We start from the raw sequence: 17,542 nt of genomic DNA, 5'->3' as shown, positions 1-17,542 counted from the left end.
CCGGACTCGGCAGCAGCTTTCAGGTCGTGTTTGCAGCTTTACCAACCGCCCAATTGGGCGGTTGGTAAATTGCTGCTATATCATGCACCCGGTACTGAATGCCACCAGCGTTGCGTTCTACCACCGCAACATGGGGAAAACTGGTGAGTACCGAAATGCATGTAGTTCATATTGTAATTTTTGATTGATTGCTATGTCTGCATTTTATTCATCTAATACTTACTGATTAACTCTGATCTGGAATTGATTTGTAATTTGCTATAGATATTACGGATATGGAATTTGACAGTATCCACACTGATAAAAAGCCGTTCCGCCACGGCCCGGTAAGATGCGCCATGTTGCAGCATAGAAATGATTTCTATTTCACGTGGGGTAAGGGTATCGCCCTCTGTGGCTTCTTTTTTATCCAGAAACGGGTTAAAATAGCTGATAACCATCCGGGCTACCTGCGGACTCATCACTGCGCCGCCATCCATCACTTCAAGCAACTGTTCTTCTATCTTCGATAGCGGAGTATCTTTGAGCAGGTAGCCGGAAGCTCCGGCACACAGCGCTTGGAAAATGGTTTCCTTGTCTTCAAAAACGGTAAACATCACCACCTGGGTGACGAACGATTTGCGCTTGACATACCAGGTGGCCTCGATTCCAGATTTACCCGGCAGGCCGATATCCGAGAGCAGCATGTCGATACGCTGATCCTTCCATTTACTGATGAACTCTTCTGTCGACGCAGCAGTGAATAAAAGTTCAAATTGGGAAGAAGCTGCAAAATACCCCTCCAATGCTTTCAATATGATGTGGTTATCCTCGACAATAACCAATTTGAATTTGTCACTTTTCATAAGGTAGTGTAAAATTTATTCCATGTGTGTTAGGAATGGTGTTCTTCAAAGATGGCCATAAAGGTAGTTTATTTCCGCTTTTTTCATCCTACCCTTTTGGGGTAGTTTTAGAAAAATAGTCATTTATTTCATTCGGGAACTGTTTTGACAGCGCAACCTGCTTCCAGTACATTCAGCAAGGCCCTGCTCTTACCCTTAACGGCCTCGTTCCGGCAAACGAGCACGGCGGCGCTTGCATCTGTCTGCCCGATCTTTCCGACCGGAAAAAGTTAAGTAGCGAAGAATATCCTGAAAATCAAGCCCTACTTTTCAAAAATTTATGCAGTTTAGGTTCGATGACAGCAGCACAATATGGATTTTCCGGGTTATTGTTGAAATAATCATGATGGTAACTTTCGGCTACATAAAAGCGTGCCGCCTGTGAAACTTCTGTAACGATGGGTGCATCATACACCCGATGTTCGGTTAGCTGCCGGATAAACTCCGCTGCCTCGGAATGCTGTTGCTCATTGTGATAGAAGATAACCGACCGGTATTGTGTCCCCACATCATTGCCTTGCCGATTGAGCGTAGTGGGGTCGTGCGTTTTGAAAAACACCTCCAATAAACTCTTATACGACACAGTGGCTTCATCAAAGTCAATCTGTATTACCTCTGCATGGCCGGTCGCTCCAGAGCAAACCTGCTCATAGGTCGGGTTTTCACGCTGTCCGCCCATGTAGCCCGGTTGAACACTGTTTACCCCCTCCAACTGTTGAAAAATAACCTCGGTGCACCAAAAACACCCTCCTCCAAATGTTGCTTTCATAAGTTGTTATTAAATCCCAGTACTCGTTATTCCAATACTCAATACACACTATCTCCGTCTACCAGTAAATCCCGTTGGCGCTGATCGCATACGGCATATGTAAATCCTTTTTGAAGGGAAAAAGCGCCGTGGTCGCCATTTCTATTTAGCGCAAGAAATCCAACCTGTATCTTTTTAGCAGTTTCGGGTTTCTTTTTGATGATGCGTTCCACGGCTTCACGGCAAGCGTCCCGCGGTGCGAGCCCTTGCCGCATCAACTCAACGACCAAAAAGCTTCCCACGGTGCGGATAACTTCCTCGCCCACTCCCGTAGCCGTAGCCGCCCCGACTTCATTATCTACGTATAAGCCAGCTCCGATTATCGGGCTATCGCCTACCCTGCCTCGCATTTTAAAGGCCATGCCGCTGGTTGTGCAAGCACCCGAGAGATTGCCAAGAGTGTCTAACGCGAGCATTCCTATGGTATCGTGGTTATACCGATTGCCGGGAAGCTTCTCCGCATTGAACAACTTGTTTTCGATATTGACAACCGGTTCATATTTCTTTTCTTTGAGCCAATTCTCCCACGCATGTGCTGACTCCGGTGTTAGCAAATTTTCTTTCTCGAATCCATTCGCCAGTGCAAATTGCAGTGCCCCCTCTCCGACAAGCATGACGTGCGGCGTTTTTTCCATCACCATACGTGCCACCGAAATGGGATGCTGGATATGCTCCAAAGCAGCAACCGCGCCGCAGTTGCCATTTTCATCCATAATGCAAGCATCCAGCGTAACATACCCGTCACGATCGGGATATCCTCCCTTACCAACGGTGGCATTAGCCAGGTCAGATTCCGGAATGCGCACGCCTGCTTCTACGGCATCCAACGCTTTGCCTCCTTTTTTAAGAATTTCCCAAGCGGCTTGGTTTGCAGCCACTCCAAAGTCCCATGTAGACACCACGATAGGTTTGTTAACCGTCCTGCTGTTGTCTGATACGCGTGTACAGGAAGCCAAAAATTCGCTTACCGAAAGCACAGAAGCACCCAGTGCACCGGCTTTTATAAATTTCCTGCGGCCAATCATCGATTTCTCCCGTTTCATAACAATCACGCAACTGGGTTGAGCCTCAGCTAAGCCAAAATCCGACTAATCGGCAAACTTTTCCTTCTAACATGCATATTCCTGCGGTAAAATCAGTGTTTATCATCATTATTATTTAAAATGTTTGCAAAAAAGCGAATTATATTATACCTTAGACCGAAACTTTCCAATATGAAAACCCCACAAAAAGCAATATTATTGCTGTTTTTTGGTTGTTTGAGTTTCGACGGCCGCGCTGAGGCAACATTGCGTGATTCTGCTGAATATCAAAAAATAATGCATATCACCGAACAGACCAGGGGCCGCTTTGCACCGGATAAGCGAACCGCAATTCTCGAACTGCGCCCTGTCGATAACAATTTGAACTCCTTTCAACTGGTCACAACCGAAGCAAAAGCCGAAGAATACTTCAACCAGTTGCTGGTTAAACAAGGTATTTCCAATACAAAGGTAAAAATAAATCTGTTGCCCGACAGCAGCGTGGAAGGGAATATCACAGGTATTGTAAACCTATCAGTGGCCAATCTGCGTGTTGCTCCCCGCAATCAGGCTGAATTGGCGTCACAGGTTCTCTTGGGCACTCCTCTTGATCTTCTCCAGCGGGCAAATGGCTATTATCGTGTGCGTACACCGGAAGGCTACATATCTTGGGTAAGCGCATCATCCGTTACGCCGATGACTGCTTCTGAGCTACAGCAATGGCACGCAGCTAACAAGGTAATCGTTGTGTCAGATTTCGGGCATGCTTACACCGAACCAGACATACAGTCTTTGCGGGTGTCTGACTTGGTGATGGGGAACATTCTGATTGCAAAGCAGGAATCCGACAACGCATTTATCAACGTGCAATATCCTGATGGGCGAAACGCTTATGTCAAACGCGAGCTTGTCCGACCGTTTGATGAGTGGCTCGGCATGCTTAAGCCGACGGCGGAAAGTATTATTTCAACAGCAAAGACCATGATGGGGCTTCCTTACCTTTGGGGCGGTACATCGGTAAAAGGTGTTGATTGTAGCGGCTTTACCAAAACGGCATTCTATATGAATGGCATTGTCATTCCGAGGGATGCTTCACAACAGGTGCTTGCCGGCCACCCTGTAGACATCTTGTCGGCAGACACATTAGATACAGAAAAAGCGCTCCGGAACCTGAAACCTGCTGACCTGCTGTTTTTTGCCTCGGGCAGCAACCGCGGCCCCGATGCACGGATTACCCATGTGGCACTCTACCTTGGCAACGGTGAATTCATCCATTCAGCAGGTACGGTACGCATCAACAGCATCCTGAGCAGTGCTCCAAACTTTGATGATTTTCAGACACGCACGCTGGTAGCAGCACGCCGTTATCTGGGAGAAACAGATCCCGCGCTGCAGTCTATGTCTCGACATCCGTCCTATTCACTTAACTGAAGAAACTATCACGAATGACCAGTCAAACAACCGTACGGAAATCTGGAAAATTCACCCTACGCTACCGCCCTTACACGTTGGAGCTCAAGCACGTATTCACGATAGCCTCGGGCTCCCGAAGCACCACACCCGTGGTCCTTACCGAACTCGAGTTTGACGGCGTCGTCGGCTATGGCGAAGCGTCGATGCCCCCATACTTGGGCGAGAGCCATGAAAGCGTGCTTGCCTTTCTGAATAAAGTAAACCTTTCCGGCTTCGATAATCCGTTTCTGACCGCTGATATCTTAGCATATGTCGACTCGATCGCGCCAAAAAACACGGCCGCAAAAGCTGCCATTGATATTGCGCTGCATGACCTACTCGGAAAGATCATGAACCATCCCTGGCACCGCATATGGGGCTATGATGCGCTGAAAGCGCCAAAAACATCATTTACTATTGGAATCGACATGCCTGAAGTGGTGCGGCAAAAAGTTCATGAGGCGGGGTCCTACAAAATATTGAAAGTTAAGCTGGGTCTCGATACTGACAAGATGATGATTGACACCATCCGCGAAGTGACTGACAAGCCGCTCTGTGCAGACGTTAACCAGGGCTGGAAAACACGGGAAGTAGCACTCGAGATGGCCCATTGGCTGGCCGAACGCGGCGTGGTCTTTCTCGAACAACCCATGCCAAAGGAACAGGTTGACGATAATGCTTGGCTTACCGAAAACAGCCCCATCCCTACCGTGGCGGATGAAGCGGTACAACGGTTAGAAGATGTGCGTAGGGCACATGGGGTCTACCATGGCATAAACATTAAGCTCATGAAATGTACAGGTATGCGCGAAGCGCATAAGATGGCCGAACTGGCCCGTGCCCTCGATATGAAGGTGATGCTGGGCTGCATGACGGAAACCTCCTGCGCCATTTCTGCTGCTGCACAGCTGTCGCCGGTGGTCGACTGGGCGGACTTGGACGGTGCGCTCCTGATCGGCAACGACCTGTACCGCGGAATGGAAGTCATTGACGGAAAGGTTGCCCTCCCCAACGCCCCCGGCATAGGCATAACACCTTACATAACCTGATCGAAATGTCATTTAAAATGAATCCATTAACTAACACCAATAACAATGAAAAAACAACTACTTTTTGTGGTGTGGCTTTTGCTATGCTCGGCGATGCACCCCGTCCGTGCACAGCAGTCACGGGTGACGGGTAAAGTCACAGATGCCAACAGCGGAACACCGCTATCGGGAGTGACAGTAACAGTCGTTGGATCAGCGGCGGCAGTGGCGACTGACAACAACGGAAACTTTGCGATTGACGTGCCGTCAAGCACTGCCTCCCTAAGCTTCCAGGCAGTGGGGTACACACAGCGCCAGGTCAGCGTAGGTGGCAACAGGGTGGTCAATGTTGCGCTGACACCGACAAACACGAACCTCGATGAGGTAATGGTTGTGGCTTATGGCACGGCGACCCGTGCAAGCTATACCGGTGCAGCCTCGACATTATCATCTGACGAGATCCGCGATGCCTCAACCGTTTCTTTTGAGAATGCGATGATTGGAAGAATGCCGGGCGTGCAGGTCACGAACAGCTCGGGCCAATCAGGAGCTGCACCGAGTATTCGCATCCGCGGCATCGGCTCGATGAATGCTTCGAATGAGCCGTTGTATGTGATCGATGGCGTGCCGGCAGTTTCCGGCAGCGGCGGCCAAATGGGCGACTACCTGTACACCACCAATAACGTATTAAATTCGCTGAACCCAGCTGATATCGAATCGATCACGGTGTTGAAGGACGCTGCTGCATCGTCGCTGTACGGTTCTCGAGCGGCGAACGGCGTCGTGCTGATCACGACAAAGCGGGGCAAATTGGGAAAGCCTACCATCAACCTGAGGTCATCTATTGGCTTTACGCCCAGCTGGGCGACCGACAACTATGAACCAGCAGGCGTACAGGAGCAGGTCAACATGCTCTATCAGGTCTTTCACGACTATCGCACGTCCAATGGACTGACTGACGAACAGGCGAACGACTACGCACTTGGTCAGCTGAACCGCCGCTTTAATCCACATGGCTACGCCTTTGAAACCAACGGTAGCGGGTTGAACGAAAATGTGCGCATCACGGGGATGACCGACGGCTTGGTAAACCGCGAAGGCACGTACTACGACTGGGAAGACAGGCTTTTCCGGACCGGTATGTTCCAAACCAACGACCTCTCAGTGAGCGGCGGAACGGAAAGCACAACATATTATTCCTCCCTCTCTTATACCAACGACAAAAATCGGGTGGTGATCAACGGATTTGACCGGGTAGCCGGACGAGTGAATCTTTCACAAAAAATCGGAGACCGCATCGAGTTTATCACCAATGCGAGCGTTTCGCGCAACCGCCAACGTGGATTCAACGATACCAGGAATCTCGGCACCAACTACTACATGCAAACGAGAAACCTTTTGTGGCCGCTCTATTGGCCGACCGACTACAAGACGGGCCAACCTTGGACCGCAAGGTTCGGCAGCCTGGCGTATAATTCCGATTACTACGAAAACGAATGGGATACTCAAAGCAACACGCTGAGGCTCGGCATCAATGAGACGGTAAGCATCCAGTTGATGCCGGAACTGACCCTTAAGTCGGTATTCTCTTACGAAAACAACGAGGTGAAAGAACATTTGTACTATAGTGCAAATCATTTTACCGGCGCAACAGCCGGTGGTGTCGTGCATGAGATAGCCGAAACGACTTCCAAGCTGGTGTCTTCAACCACGGCAAACTTCACCAAACAATTCGGCCTACACGGAATCAATATACTGGCGGGCTTTGAAGTGGAGAAAAACCAAACCGATTTTCAGCGCGCAACGGGCAACGGATTACCATCCAGCACATTGCCTTCGGTGGCAACTGCGGGTGAACGTGACGCCAATGCCTATTTCTGGGGTTATAACATGATGTCTATCCTTTCACGGGTGGAATACAACTACGGGCAGAAATACAACCTCTCCGCTTCCTATCGCCGCGATGGATCATCCCGTCTGGGCCCCGAAAATCGGTTGGGCGACTTTTGGTCGGTGGGCGGTGCCTGGAACATTGCCCAAGAGTCGTTCCTGGAAAGCGCAGATTACATCAGTAACTTACGGCTAAGGGCGTCTTACGGCGTAAACGGAACTCTTCCCTCTTTAAACTACGGCTGGCGATCGCTGATCAGCTATGGCAACCGCTACATGAACAACCCCGGCGGAGCCATCAGTAACTTAGGTAATCCGGACGTCACCTGGGAAACCAGCTATTCGACAAACGTCGCGCTGGAGTTCGGTTTCTTCAACAACCGCCTCTTTGGAGCATTGGAGTACTTCAACCGTGACTCGAAAGATTTACTTCAGGACGTACAGATCTCCCGGGTGACCGGCTTCAGTACCGTGCTCCGCAACGTGGGTGAGGTCAACAACCGCGGGCTGGAGATTGAGCTTGGCTATGACTTCGTGCGCTCGGGCGACTGGCGGTGGAGTGCGAGTGTCAATGGTTCCTTTACGGACTCGAAAGTAACTAAACTCTATGGCACCCCGGAGGAAACCGTCCGACAGCAAATCTGGAATGATCCCACGGGCGGGGATGCCCGGGCACAGTTTATCTACCGCGAGGGCGAATCGATGCTAAGCTTCTGGGGTTTTGAATGGGCTGGTGTGGAATCATCTACCGGCCGCAGTGTCTGGTATGTCAACGACCCTAACGACCCAGCTGCGGGCGACTTCGAGTATGACGGAAGGGGAGCTACATATAACTATGGGAATGCTAACCGGGTAATTCTTGGCTCTGCGATCCCGACCGTGTTTGGCGGCGTGAATACCGACGTGAGCTACAAAGGTCTCAGCCTTGGCCTCAATTTTATGTACAAAATCGGCGGATACCTCTATGATGGTGCTTTTAAGGACGTGGCCGACGACGGCTACTACTGGGAGCGCATCCGTTCGCAACATTACTACGAAAACCGGTGGACCGACAACAACTCGGGCGGCAACCTGCCCAAGCTCAGTGGCAACGACTTGACTGATGCTATGCAGCACAGCAGCCGGCAGATGCACGATGCAAGCTTCCTGCGCCTGAAAAATATTAATATGGCCTATGCGATACCGTCCAAGCTCGTCAGCAGGATCGGTGTATCAAATGCCCGCGTGTACTTCAACGGCACGAACCTACTGACGTTTTCCAAATACAAAATCGCCGATCCGGAGGTGAATCACTTCGGCACACGGGGCTGGGAGACGCCGTATGCAAAAACATATACCTTTGGTATTGACTTCAATTTCTAATGATAAAGCTACTACAAAATGAAGACGAAATTAATATTAGCTGCTGTGTCGCTGAGTGTTGCACTCTCGTCATGCAGCGATTTTCTTGATGTAAAGCCAAGTAACTCAGGCGACTCGAGAACTTCCATCAAAACCGCGGCAGACGCCGGTGTGGTCATCAACGGCTTGATGCGGATCATGGCCAATTCGAACTACTATGGCCGCAATTTTATCTTGTATGGCGACGTGAAAGGGGGCGACCTCACGATCATTTCACAGGGACGGGGATTGGACGCCTTATATACCTTCAACCACACGGTATCGGCAAATAACTACTCGGGGTATTGGTCGACGATGTACGACGGCATCCTGCAGGTCAACAACTTACTGGAAAATATCGAAGCAATTGAAGCCGCCGGGTTGCCGGAAGATTTCAGCAGCGCGAAGGGACAAGCGCTGACTGCAAGGGCTATTCTTTATTTTGATCTCGTACGCTTGTATGGCAAGACATATAGCGACGACCCGTCGGCCTTCGGCGTACCGAACGTAACCACGACAATCGAATATTCGGCGCAGCCTCTCCGTGCTTCGGTGGCGGAAAACTACGCACAGATCCTGGACGACTTGACTGCCGCGGCGCCCTTGCTTGCAAAAAGCAAGCGCAACGGCTACTTAAACTACTATGCAAATAAGGCGATGCAAGCCCGCGTGCACTTATACATGGAAAATCATGCCGAAGCATTGCTCGCCGCGGAGGAAATCATCAACGATGGTGTGTACACCCTGTATTCCAACGATCAGTGGGTCGATTCCTGGGCCGCGGAATTTGGTTCAGAGTCGATTTTTGAGTTGGGCGTCTATCCCAATGAGGCAGACTTGGGCAATGCGTCACTGGGCTTTTACCTAAGGCGCCGTGGGCATGGTGCACAAGCGGCGCTCGGCTGGTTCATGGCGAGCGATTATTTTCTGAACCGGTTGGGAGCCGACGAGGACGATGTGCGCTGGGGCATCATGGCTGCCGACGAATCCAGCGAAACGCGCCTGGGTGCGAGCTATAAATACAGCGGAAGCGTCAATTTGGATGGTGATGGGAAAGCTACTTCTACGGCTGTCAACATCAAGGTCATCCGGCTATCGGAGATTTACCTGATCGCCGCGGAGGCCGCGCTGCCGACCGATCCGGCCAAGGCCGCGGGATATTTGAATGAAATCCGCAAGCGCTCGCCAAACCTCCCGCCCGCTACGGCCGCCACGGTCTCCTTGGACATGATCCTCGATGAGCGAAGCAAAGAGCTGTTTGCCGAAGGCCACCGCTTTTTCGATATGATCCGATTGGACAGGGAGATCGTGTTCAACGACGAGTTTGCCGGCATTGCACCGCCCACACGGGATAAGAGCATCGACCGGAGCTTCTACAGAACCATATTGCCAATCCCACAAGCTGAAATCGATGCAAACCCAGGTATCGCAGCACAGCAGAACGACGGATATTAGGTGACGGTCCTCCCAAAAACAAACTGGGCGCCATCGATATGTTGGCGCCCAGTTTGTTTAATTGGTCTGATCAGATCGAACAGTCCGGGCTTCCGCCAGCGCCTTGGTGGTCAAGTAATACTTGGCAATCATATTCGGCACTTCCCAATCCGGCATGTTGCCGGATTGGAGAAATCCGAGATACTTCTCGGTCACCTCTGCAAAGTGTTCTTCGTGCGTGGTGACCAAGGAAGGATCAACGGTTATCCGATAACGCCCATCACCCACTTGCTCGAATGTTAAACCTTTATACGTTGCACCTAGCTGTTTGATAGCTTTCGTAAGCGTTGACTCGAAGGCTTGCCTGTCCCTGGTCCCGGTAGACTCCACATAGAGCACCGGTTTATACTGTTCTTCCTTTTCCTGCTTAATGATCAGGTTGGCGTGCTGTCCACGCATAATGGAATAATGCGTATCTCCGGTACCAAGGGGCGCTTCAAAATTCCAGATGACAGACACCTTGGCATGGATGCCTTTCAGCATGTAGTTGATTTCGCCGTTTGCAAATACTTCGAGGTTCCCATTTTCGTCAACGGCTTCGGAAAGAAACGACGGTATCTGTTTTTGACCGGTAGAACGCTCAAACTGGGCGGGCGTGAGCTTGGTGGGCCAACGAGTAGCCGAGACGAGCTGAATGTCTTGGTGATAATCAATAACCTGATCTGGAAAACTCTCCCATTGCACCAAATCCACCAAATGTGTGGTGACATCCACCAAACCTTCTCCCTGCTGCCTGGTATCGTAAAACCACGCAGGCCTAACCAGTGGCTTGCCAGATACCTCTTTAAAAAAATGATGGATGCTCTCCTTGGTAATGGCTGGGTCTTCGACACTGCCCGTCACCAATCCGCCGAAGAAATCCGGCACCTGCGATAATGCTTTCTGAAGCATGGTGTTGATCTCATATCGTTCGGTCATGATATCGTATAGCACAACGCCCTTTTCGGACGCGGTGGCAAACGCCCTTTTCAGTTCAGCAAACCCATCGGCGTTAATCACCATTGGCTTGTCTGCCAACACGTGCAGTCCCGCGTCTACCGACTGCGTAATGTAGTCGATCTTATGCTGGTTATTGCCGGCCAATACCACCACATTACCTTTTCGTTCCTGCAGCATTTTCTCGAAGAAATCGTCTCCCCGATATACGACCTGTTCCCAAGCTGTGGGTTTATCTTCCCGAGTATTGTATCGGTCTATCAACGCTAAATGAGCATCGAGCTCCAAACCATCCGGCGCGTAAACATGCACTATGCTATCCACTTCGGGGTACATAGATTTCTGTACAAGAGCCGCATGGAAATGACCTGGTGCGACCGTGATCAGCTGGATGTCCTTTTGTTGCACATTTTCTTTGTTAGGGTTACATGCCATCAACGTAGCAACTGCTGCTAACGAAAACAGCGATTTCTGTCTATTCATTTATGCTATTACAATATTATCGATTTTTTGGTAAGATCACCGAACTCAAACTACCCCATTCAACCTTTCACATACTGCGTACCGTACGGAAAACGCTGCGGACGGGATAGCAATGCATTCGCTTCATCATCATTCATAAACTGTTCGGTGGTAACATCCCAACGGAGCCTCCGACCGAGCTTCATGGCCGCGTGCGCCACGAGGCAGGCAGTTCCAGAACGATGTGCCACTTCGACATGGCTGATCGTCTGTTTGCCGTTGCGTATACAATCCAGCCAGTTAGTGTGCTGCTCGGGGCTTTCATACAGCTTGATTTCGTTCGCACCGATTACCGATTGTAATATCTTACTGTTACTAGCCTTAAACGCTTCGTTTTCTTTACCGTTGGCAGCCGCCGGATCAGTTGCCGTAACTCCGACATCGCCCCGCGACACAAAAATCCATCCTTCTGTCCCCTCAAATCGGACGCCATTCGGATGAGCACCGCTGATTTGCATGACAACATTATCCGGGTATAGCATTTCCACCTCAAAATCACCATGTACATCCCATAGACCTGATGTCGGGAATGTCGCCTCGCCCTCTGCTTCCGATGGGCCGCTCAGCTCGGTGCCCAAGCCCCAGTGCGCAATGTCGATGTGGTGCGACCCCCATCCGGTAATCATACCCGCGCCAAACTGCTCGCAACGCAACCAACCGGGACGGTCGTAAATGTTGGTTTGGGAATGTACTCGGTCGAGTGTATACGGCATCAGCGGGGTAGATCCCAACCAACGGTCGTAGTCGAGATTGTCCGGCACAGGCATTTCTGCTAAGTTGCCACCTGCAGGATCCCCTGGCAGTCCAATAATCACCCGTTTGATGGTGCCGATGCGGCCATTGCGCACCAGCTCACAGGCACGCTTAAATTGTGGCCAAGGATGAACGGACCGTTGCTGGCTCCCCAACTGGAAGACTACCCCCGTTCGGGACACCACATCGGCCATCATACGCCCTTCCCTGATGGTAAGCGAAGTAGGCTTCTGCAAGTATATGTGCTTGCCTGCAATAGCCGCTTCCATAGCAGGCTGCGCATGCCAATGGTCAGGAGTACTGATGATCACGGCGTCGACATTCTGGTCTGCAATAAGGTTGCGGTAATCACCGTAGGTCTTTACCTCGACCGGTGATTTTCCTCCATTCTTTTCGGCCTGTTGCTGTTCCAACCATTCCTTACCGGCGGCCATTCGGTGTCGGTCGACATCGGAAACGGCAACCACATGCACATATTGGTGCTTCAATACTTCGGGAAGGTCGTGTGACTTAGCAATGCGCCCGAAACCGATCTGACCTATATTAATGCGGTTGCTTGGTGCGTTCTTTCCAAGCACGGATGCAGGAACAATCGTCGGAAACACCGAGGCTGCCAGGAGCAAAGCCGAACCTCCTGCTGTTTGCTTGATAAACGTCCTTCTATTCGTTTGCTTTCGTTGCTTATCCATGATGCTATTTTCTTATTCGGTTAGCGTTCTTTTACTTCGTCCTGCGGACTGGTTGCATATGCCTTGCTGTAATCCCGTTTCGCCGCACCACTGACCACCCACTGGATACCGCCGAGGATATGCTTCCTAAACTCTTCGTCCATATAGTCGGCTTTGTCGTGTCCTAACGACGTGTACCACGATCTGCCGCCGTCAAACTCTTGACACCAAACTGACGGGAATACGTCGCCGAATGTGTCCAAGCGGCGATCATCTTCTCCCTGCAAAGTGGTTGCATCATTCACCGCAACGACATGTAGGTTTACATTCATTTGTTTGAGGTAATAAAACTCATCGCCCTGGACCCTCTCCCATTTTCTAGATAGGTGGCTTACTGAAGGATGTTGCGCATCGATGATGTTGACCGTAAATGGCTGAAATTTGTCATGCCAGTAAAACGTAGCACCCAACAATTGCTTAAACCACTTCCACTTCCGTTCTGTCCCCGATGCCGAGTGAATACCCACGAAACCGCCACCTGACTGGATATACCGCATCAATGCGACACGTTGGGCATCTGTATCGAACACGTCGTTGTTAGTATTGGAAAACACCAACGCGTCATAGCGTTTCAGGTTATTATCCGTAAACACGGACGGATCGTCCGTTGCATCCACCTTGAAACCGTGCTGCTCACCCAATTCCTTCAAGGCGATAACCGAGTTTTCGATGTTGTCGTGCACGAATCCTACGCCGTTTTTAGTATATACCAATATACTGATCTTCTTCCAGTTTACGGGTTGCGCAACCAGCGCATCAGCAAACAGAACTGACGATAAGCTTATAAACATCAAACGTGCCCATCGAAAAAACATGTGATATTGCATAGTGACTATAATATTATCCGACGTCAATAATTACCCAACTTCAACTCACCGGTTTGCAAAAGATTGCCAAATTTGCTCTGCTTCATCGCCGGACATGGTTCCGTCAAAAATCACGAGGCGATATTGCAGCGTATAGGTACTTCCCGATTTCAGCACCCAGTCCTTATTTTTTGTCGGCGAGAAGTTAAAAAACTGGTCTCCCCTACCGCCATTCCCGTCTTCGGGCCATATCCTGACCGGTTCTGGAAAGTTGTAATTGTCAGGATGCGAAAGGAAAAGCACACCACCTTCACCATTTCCAAGCCTGCCGTAAATGATTGTCCACCGCTCCAAAGAACCGTCTGCATCCCTCCGCGTTTTTCCACTGGAAGTTAGCACCTCGCTGTTCGTATTAGTCCATTCTGCGGTGGCCCTGAAACCCAACCCGGCGTATCGGTATTCCTTTAACACAACATCTGCATCGGTGACCGGTCTCAAGGTGGAACGAATGTCACACTGGTACCGGTCGGCACGCATTTGGGAAACTGCGATACGCCAGTCTTCTTGCATAATCACGGTTTCGTTCTTCCCGTCGAAGATAACATGGTTGTGTACCGCTTCGAACCCCGCGTGTTCTGCATCGCTGAATGTATCCTTAAATTCTACAAAGCGTACTGTTCCCTTTTTATCCCCTATATTCCAGAGGTCGTATAGTTTTCCTTTATACTCGATGCGCGTCCATGGATTCCAAAGGCCATAATGGTGGTAATGGTCAGCCGGCTGGATATTGGTCAGTACTTTTCCCGAAAGCGTCTTCAGCGGGTGGATATAACCTGCGCGGCCAAATGCCTCGTCAACCCCTGCTGGAGGCGGTTTCACGGTATGCCGATATGCCAACAGCACCCTACCTTCCGGATTTTTCAGCACCAATTCATCGGGCCCCATTTCGGCGTGATAGGTGTTGCGCTGATCAGGCACTTGCCCAGAAACCTGATAGAGCGCGCCGAAGCATAGCAAAAACGTCTTCACCAAAGTCTTCAACATGGAATAACATAGATTTATAATAATTTCAGCACTAAGTTATCAAAATCTCGCTGATAATGGAACAACCGGCAACTCCATGGCAGCCCAAGCCACCGTTTTCGGCGGTTTAAGCCCTATTCAACCGTTATACTAAAATAAAGTCGGTAGTCACGCACTTGCTGATACGCAGAGAAGGAGCCATGGAGCGTCTTGCGCCCTGCCTACCTAAAACACATAATTTTTGAATACTTGTTGCGGGGTGGATGAAAGATCAATCAGATACCCATTGACCACCGCATAAGCTGGAACCCCATTGCGCGCAAGAAAAAAGTTGGCTTCCCTACCCAAATTTAGGCTGGCCGGGGCTGGCTTCCGTTGACTGAACACCACCAGTGGCAGCCCGTGGAACCTATTTTCAGGTTGACTGGAAAGTTGAATTGCGTAATAACCCTGCCGCAAAAGTTTCATGGCAGTCTCCAGGGAGACCTCATCTATCCTATTAAATACCTTTGGATAAATCTTACCCTGCATAAAACGATATCCTTCACCATCCAGTTCATCATATCCGTAATTTTCTTTCAGGTCTCCGATATCAGCAATACGCGACCGCACGTAATACTCATCTCCCTCCGTTTGCTCATCCCGGTTGATGGAAACGTCGACTTTATAGTCCATGGAATCCCGTGAAGCCCTGATGTTGCGCAAAAGCACATCAGAAAGTTTCGAATCACTCAAGGGTATCGCTTCATAGTCGTCAATGTCATACTGCAGGTAGCTGCCCTGGGAGATTTCGATCAATGCGTTAAGGATGATCATGAAATTGAGCTTCCGGATGAATTGTTTTTCGGGATCCCCATTGTAGCCCCCCGATTCGATCAAAACGGTACTCGCCCCCCAACTTTGAAAATTGTCTCCAAAACCCCGGGGCGTATAGGTATCGTCGTATTTGGCTACTCCATTTGGTACATATCCCTGCAAAATGCGGTTCATGCCCGCGGCAATCCGCATTGCGTTACCACGTACTTCGTTAATATCACGCACTTCATTATAAGCAGGTGCCAACAGCGCTATGGTGGCAGGGCTAGGCGTACCGGGCACATTGTGATAAATATTCATATCGTGCAGGTTGAATGCATACGCAGGCTGCACGGACTTAGCGGCTTCGATAAGGAGCCTGCCTTCCACGGTGGCACCAATGCGTGCATCCCGGTTCAGATCGACGTCCATTGCATTTCGGCGTGTATAAATGTCGGCGCCATCAGGATTGAGCATCGGGATGAAATATAAGCTCGTCTGTTCCTTTAACTGGTTACGTACACTATCCATACCATCGCCTTGCGCTTCGAGAAAATTAAAGATATCCATCAAGGCCATGGTGGCGGTAGGCTCATTGCCATGCATCTGCGACCAGAGCATCACCTTCTTTTCACCCATCCCGTACTTTACTTGATAGATGGATTTTCCCAGCACAGAAACGCCTAATTGGGTCACCTCAAAGACGGAACCTCCCCGACGTTTTAGGATAAGCGGTTCGATGTCGGCATGCTTAAACCTACGGTGCGTAATCGTCGGCTCCCGGTAAGCCTCAAAAGCATTGCTCAACATAGCTGTATCCGGCACGTAAGTAACCCTGCTCTGCCCGTTTCCCCGGCAAGCCGCGGAGACCAATATCATAGTAAATAAATAGAAAAACTGTTTCATTCCTCAACGATTTGTTTCCAAATTGGTTCGCGCACCAGGGTTGGAAATTAACGAACTTATGGACTCATCTCCGAAAAATATCTTCGATGACGGTAATACTTCCTTGATCGGCATCGATGCGTACCCGCGCTCCCACCGGCAAGATGAACTGTTCGTCGATATGACCAATCAATGCGCCTTGATAAGCCGGTATACCCAACGGCTTGATATAATCGTCCAATATCTGTTCCAATGTTAACGAATTCTTAGGGTTTTTTGCCTCACAGTCTGAACATTTCCCAAAAATGAATCCGCGGATTTTCTGTAATGCTCCGGATAATGCCAGTTGGCTGAACATCCGGTCAATGCGGTAGGGTTGTTCGCCGATATCTTCCAAAAAAAGAATACTGTCCTCGAAATCAGGATAATATTTTGAGCCAGCGATTCCCGTGAGCACGGTCAGGTTGCCCCCCATAAGTTTGCCTTCAGCCACGCCCGGGTATATGGTATGTATAACATCCCGATTAACGCCCGTTGCACTGCTTTTACGACGCAAGCGCCCATAATCCAATGCCTTCCCCTCAAAGAATAGCTGTTCGAATTGATCGGTGACCATAGCGGTCCATGGACTGTTCGCCACCGGCCCATGAAACGTAATCAATCCAGTTTGCGTGTGAATGGCCTGATGGAACGCCGTAATATCACTGTACCCCAGAAAAATCTTTGGATTCCGGGCGATCAAATCATAATCTAACCGATCAAGCAGCCTCGCCGCGCCCGATCCTCCCCGTAGGCAAATAATGGCTTTTATTTGTGGGTCTGCAAACATTTCGTGCAGGTCGGTCATCCGTTCTTCATCTTTCCCGGCTAAAAACCCATGCTTTTTGCCAACATGGCGGCCCCATTTAACTTTTAGCCCCAGTTGCATGAAATTCGCATCAGCAATAGAATACCCCTCGTCATCAACCAATGCCGATGAGGGCGTAATAATGCCGATGGTATCTCCCCTGCGGATCAGCGGCGGGTAGATGTTGGGCAAACGGCTGCTCGTGAGCGCAGTGCTTGGGGCGATACCTGAGAGGGGTGCACCAACCATCCCCAGGCTCAACACCTTAATAAATGTACGCTTGTTCATG

13 protein-coding genes are annotated in these 17,542 nt (G+C 50.1%); 4 read left to right on the top strand and 9 right to left on the bottom strand.

The window, feature by feature from the left end:
- Positions 1-212: 212 nt before the first annotated feature.
- The 3 genes from ACFOET_RS02025 to ACFOET_RS02015 form a co-directional block, all read right to left on the bottom strand.
- A complete protein-coding gene (locus ACFOET_RS02025; RefSeq protein WP_379019042.1) occupies positions 213-845 on the bottom strand; it encodes a response regulator in 633 nt (210 codons plus the stop codon).
- A gap of 295 nt (positions 846-1,140) precedes the next feature.
- Positions 1,141-1,653 (bottom strand): peptide-methionine (S)-S-oxide reductase MsrA, encoded by a 513-nt coding sequence (msrA, locus tag ACFOET_RS02020; RefSeq protein ID WP_379019040.1) that lies wholly within the window; start codon positions 1,651-1,653, stop codon positions 1,141-1,143.
- Positions 1,654-1,691: 38 nt separating this feature from the next.
- Positions 1,692-2,717 carry a N(4)-(beta-N-acetylglucosaminyl)-L-asparaginase gene (locus tag ACFOET_RS02015; protein WP_379019612.1) on the bottom strand — a complete coding sequence of 342 codons (1,026 nt, stop codon included), beginning with the start codon at positions 2,715-2,717 and terminating at the stop codon, positions 1,692-1,694.
- 294 nt (positions 2,718-3,011) lie between these two features.
- Here ACFOET_RS02015 and ACFOET_RS02010 point away from each other — a divergent pair, with 294 nt between their 5' ends.
- From ACFOET_RS02010 to ACFOET_RS01995, 4 genes are read left to right on the top strand one after another with little or no spacing between them, the layout of a single operon-like run.
- Complete coding sequence (locus tag ACFOET_RS02010; RefSeq protein ID WP_379019038.1) at positions 3,012-4,145, top strand: NlpC/P60 family protein; 1,134 nt, start codon at positions 3,012-3,014, stop codon at positions 4,143-4,145.
- Positions 4,146-4,159: 14 nt separating this feature from the next.
- Positions 4,160-5,215 (top strand): dipeptide epimerase, encoded by a 1,056-nt coding sequence (locus tag ACFOET_RS02005; protein WP_379019036.1) that lies wholly within the window; start codon positions 4,160-4,162, stop codon positions 5,213-5,215.
- 45 nt (positions 5,216-5,260) lie between these two features.
- On the top strand, positions 5,261-8,446 hold the full coding sequence (locus ACFOET_RS02000; protein WP_379019034.1) for a SusC/RagA family TonB-linked outer membrane protein: 3,186 nt from the start codon (positions 5,261-5,263) through the stop codon (positions 8,444-8,446).
- Between the two features lie 18 nt (positions 8,447-8,464).
- Positions 8,465-9,919 (top strand): RagB/SusD family nutrient uptake outer membrane protein, encoded by a 1,455-nt coding sequence (locus ACFOET_RS01995; RefSeq protein WP_379019032.1) that lies wholly within the window; start codon positions 8,465-8,467, stop codon positions 9,917-9,919.
- 57 nt (positions 9,920-9,976) lie between these two features.
- Here ACFOET_RS01995 and ACFOET_RS01990 read toward each other — a convergent pair whose 3' ends face one another.
- The 6 genes from ACFOET_RS01990 to ACFOET_RS01965 form a co-directional block, all read right to left on the bottom strand.
- Positions 9,977-11,377, bottom strand: coding sequence for a putative oxidoreductase C-terminal domain-containing protein (locus ACFOET_RS01990; protein ID WP_379019030.1), 1,401 nt, complete (start codon positions 11,375-11,377; stop codon positions 9,977-9,979).
- A 59-nt stretch (positions 11,378-11,436) separates the two neighbouring features.
- Complete coding sequence (locus ACFOET_RS01985; protein ID WP_379019028.1) at positions 11,437-12,858, bottom strand: Gfo/Idh/MocA family protein; 1,422 nt, start codon at positions 12,856-12,858, stop codon at positions 11,437-11,439.
- Between the two features lie 20 nt (positions 12,859-12,878).
- Positions 12,879-13,688 (bottom strand): ThuA domain-containing protein, encoded by an 810-nt coding sequence (locus ACFOET_RS01980; RefSeq protein ID WP_379019026.1) that lies wholly within the window; start codon positions 13,686-13,688, stop codon positions 12,879-12,881.
- Between the two features lie 81 nt (positions 13,689-13,769).
- Positions 13,770-14,747, bottom strand: a complete 978-nt coding sequence (locus ACFOET_RS01975) for a DUF6807 domain-containing protein (RefSeq protein WP_379019024.1) — start codon at positions 14,745-14,747, stop codon at positions 13,770-13,772.
- Positions 14,748-14,951: 204 nt separating this feature from the next.
- A complete protein-coding gene (locus tag ACFOET_RS01970) occupies positions 14,952-16,427 on the bottom strand; it encodes a M14 family zinc carboxypeptidase (RefSeq protein ID WP_379019022.1) in 1,476 nt (491 codons plus the stop codon).
- 64 nt (positions 16,428-16,491) lie between these two features.
- Positions 16,492-17,541: a S66 peptidase family protein gene (locus ACFOET_RS01965; protein ID WP_379019020.1), complete on the bottom strand. Its 1,050-nt coding sequence runs from the start codon at positions 17,539-17,541 to the stop codon at positions 16,492-16,494.
- Between the last annotated feature and the right edge of the window lies 1 nt (position 17,542).

The organism is Parapedobacter deserti (assembly GCF_042646065.1).
Taxonomy (GTDB): Bacteria; Bacteroidota; Bacteroidia; order Sphingobacteriales; family Sphingobacteriaceae; genus Parapedobacter; species Parapedobacter deserti.
This window is presented reverse-complemented; position numbering and strand designations above follow the sequence as displayed.

Excerpts from the sequence above, each read along its gene's own strand:
- ACFOET_RS02000 (WP_379019034.1), top strand. The coding sequence starts at position 5,261 with ATGAAAAAACAACTACTTTTTGTGGTGTGGCTTTTGCTATGCTCGGCG.
- msrA (WP_379019040.1), bottom strand. The coding sequence starts at position 1,653 with ATGAAAGCAACATTTGGAGGAGGGTGTTTTTGGTGCACCGAGGTTATT.
- ACFOET_RS01965 (WP_379019020.1), bottom strand. The coding sequence starts at position 17,541 with ATGAACAAGCGTACATTTATTAAGGTGTTGAGCCTGGGGATGGTTGGT.
- ACFOET_RS02005 (WP_379019036.1), top strand. The coding sequence starts at position 4,160 with ATGACCAGTCAAACAACCGTACGGAAATCTGGAAAATTCACCCTACGC.
- ACFOET_RS01985 (WP_379019028.1), bottom strand. The coding sequence starts at position 12,858 with ATGGATAAGCAACGAAAGCAAACGAATAGAAGGACGTTTATCAAGCAA.
- ACFOET_RS01970 (WP_379019022.1), bottom strand. The coding sequence starts at position 16,427 with ATGAAACAGTTTTTCTATTTATTTACTATGATATTGGTCTCCGCGGCT.
- ACFOET_RS02025 (WP_379019042.1), bottom strand. The coding sequence starts at position 845 with ATGAAAAGTGACAAATTCAAATTGGTTATTGTCGAGGATAACCACATC.
- ACFOET_RS01990 (WP_379019030.1), bottom strand. The coding sequence starts at position 11,377 with ATGAATAGACAGAAATCGCTGTTTTCGTTAGCAGCAGTTGCTACGTTG.
- ACFOET_RS01995 (WP_379019032.1), top strand. The coding sequence starts at position 8,465 with ATGAAGACGAAATTAATATTAGCTGCTGTGTCGCTGAGTGTTGCACTC.
- ACFOET_RS01975 (WP_379019024.1), bottom strand. The coding sequence starts at position 14,747 with ATGTTGAAGACTTTGGTGAAGACGTTTTTGCTATGCTTCGGCGCGCTC.
- ACFOET_RS02015 (WP_379019612.1), bottom strand. The coding sequence starts at position 2,717 with ATGATTGGCCGCAGGAAATTTATAAAAGCCGGTGCACTGGGTGCTTCT.
- ACFOET_RS01980 (WP_379019026.1), bottom strand. The coding sequence starts at position 13,688 with ATGTTTATAAGCTTATCGTCAGTTCTGTTTGCTGATGCGCTGGTTGCG.
- ACFOET_RS02010 (WP_379019038.1), top strand. The coding sequence starts at position 3,012 with ATGCATATCACCGAACAGACCAGGGGCCGCTTTGCACCGGATAAGCGA.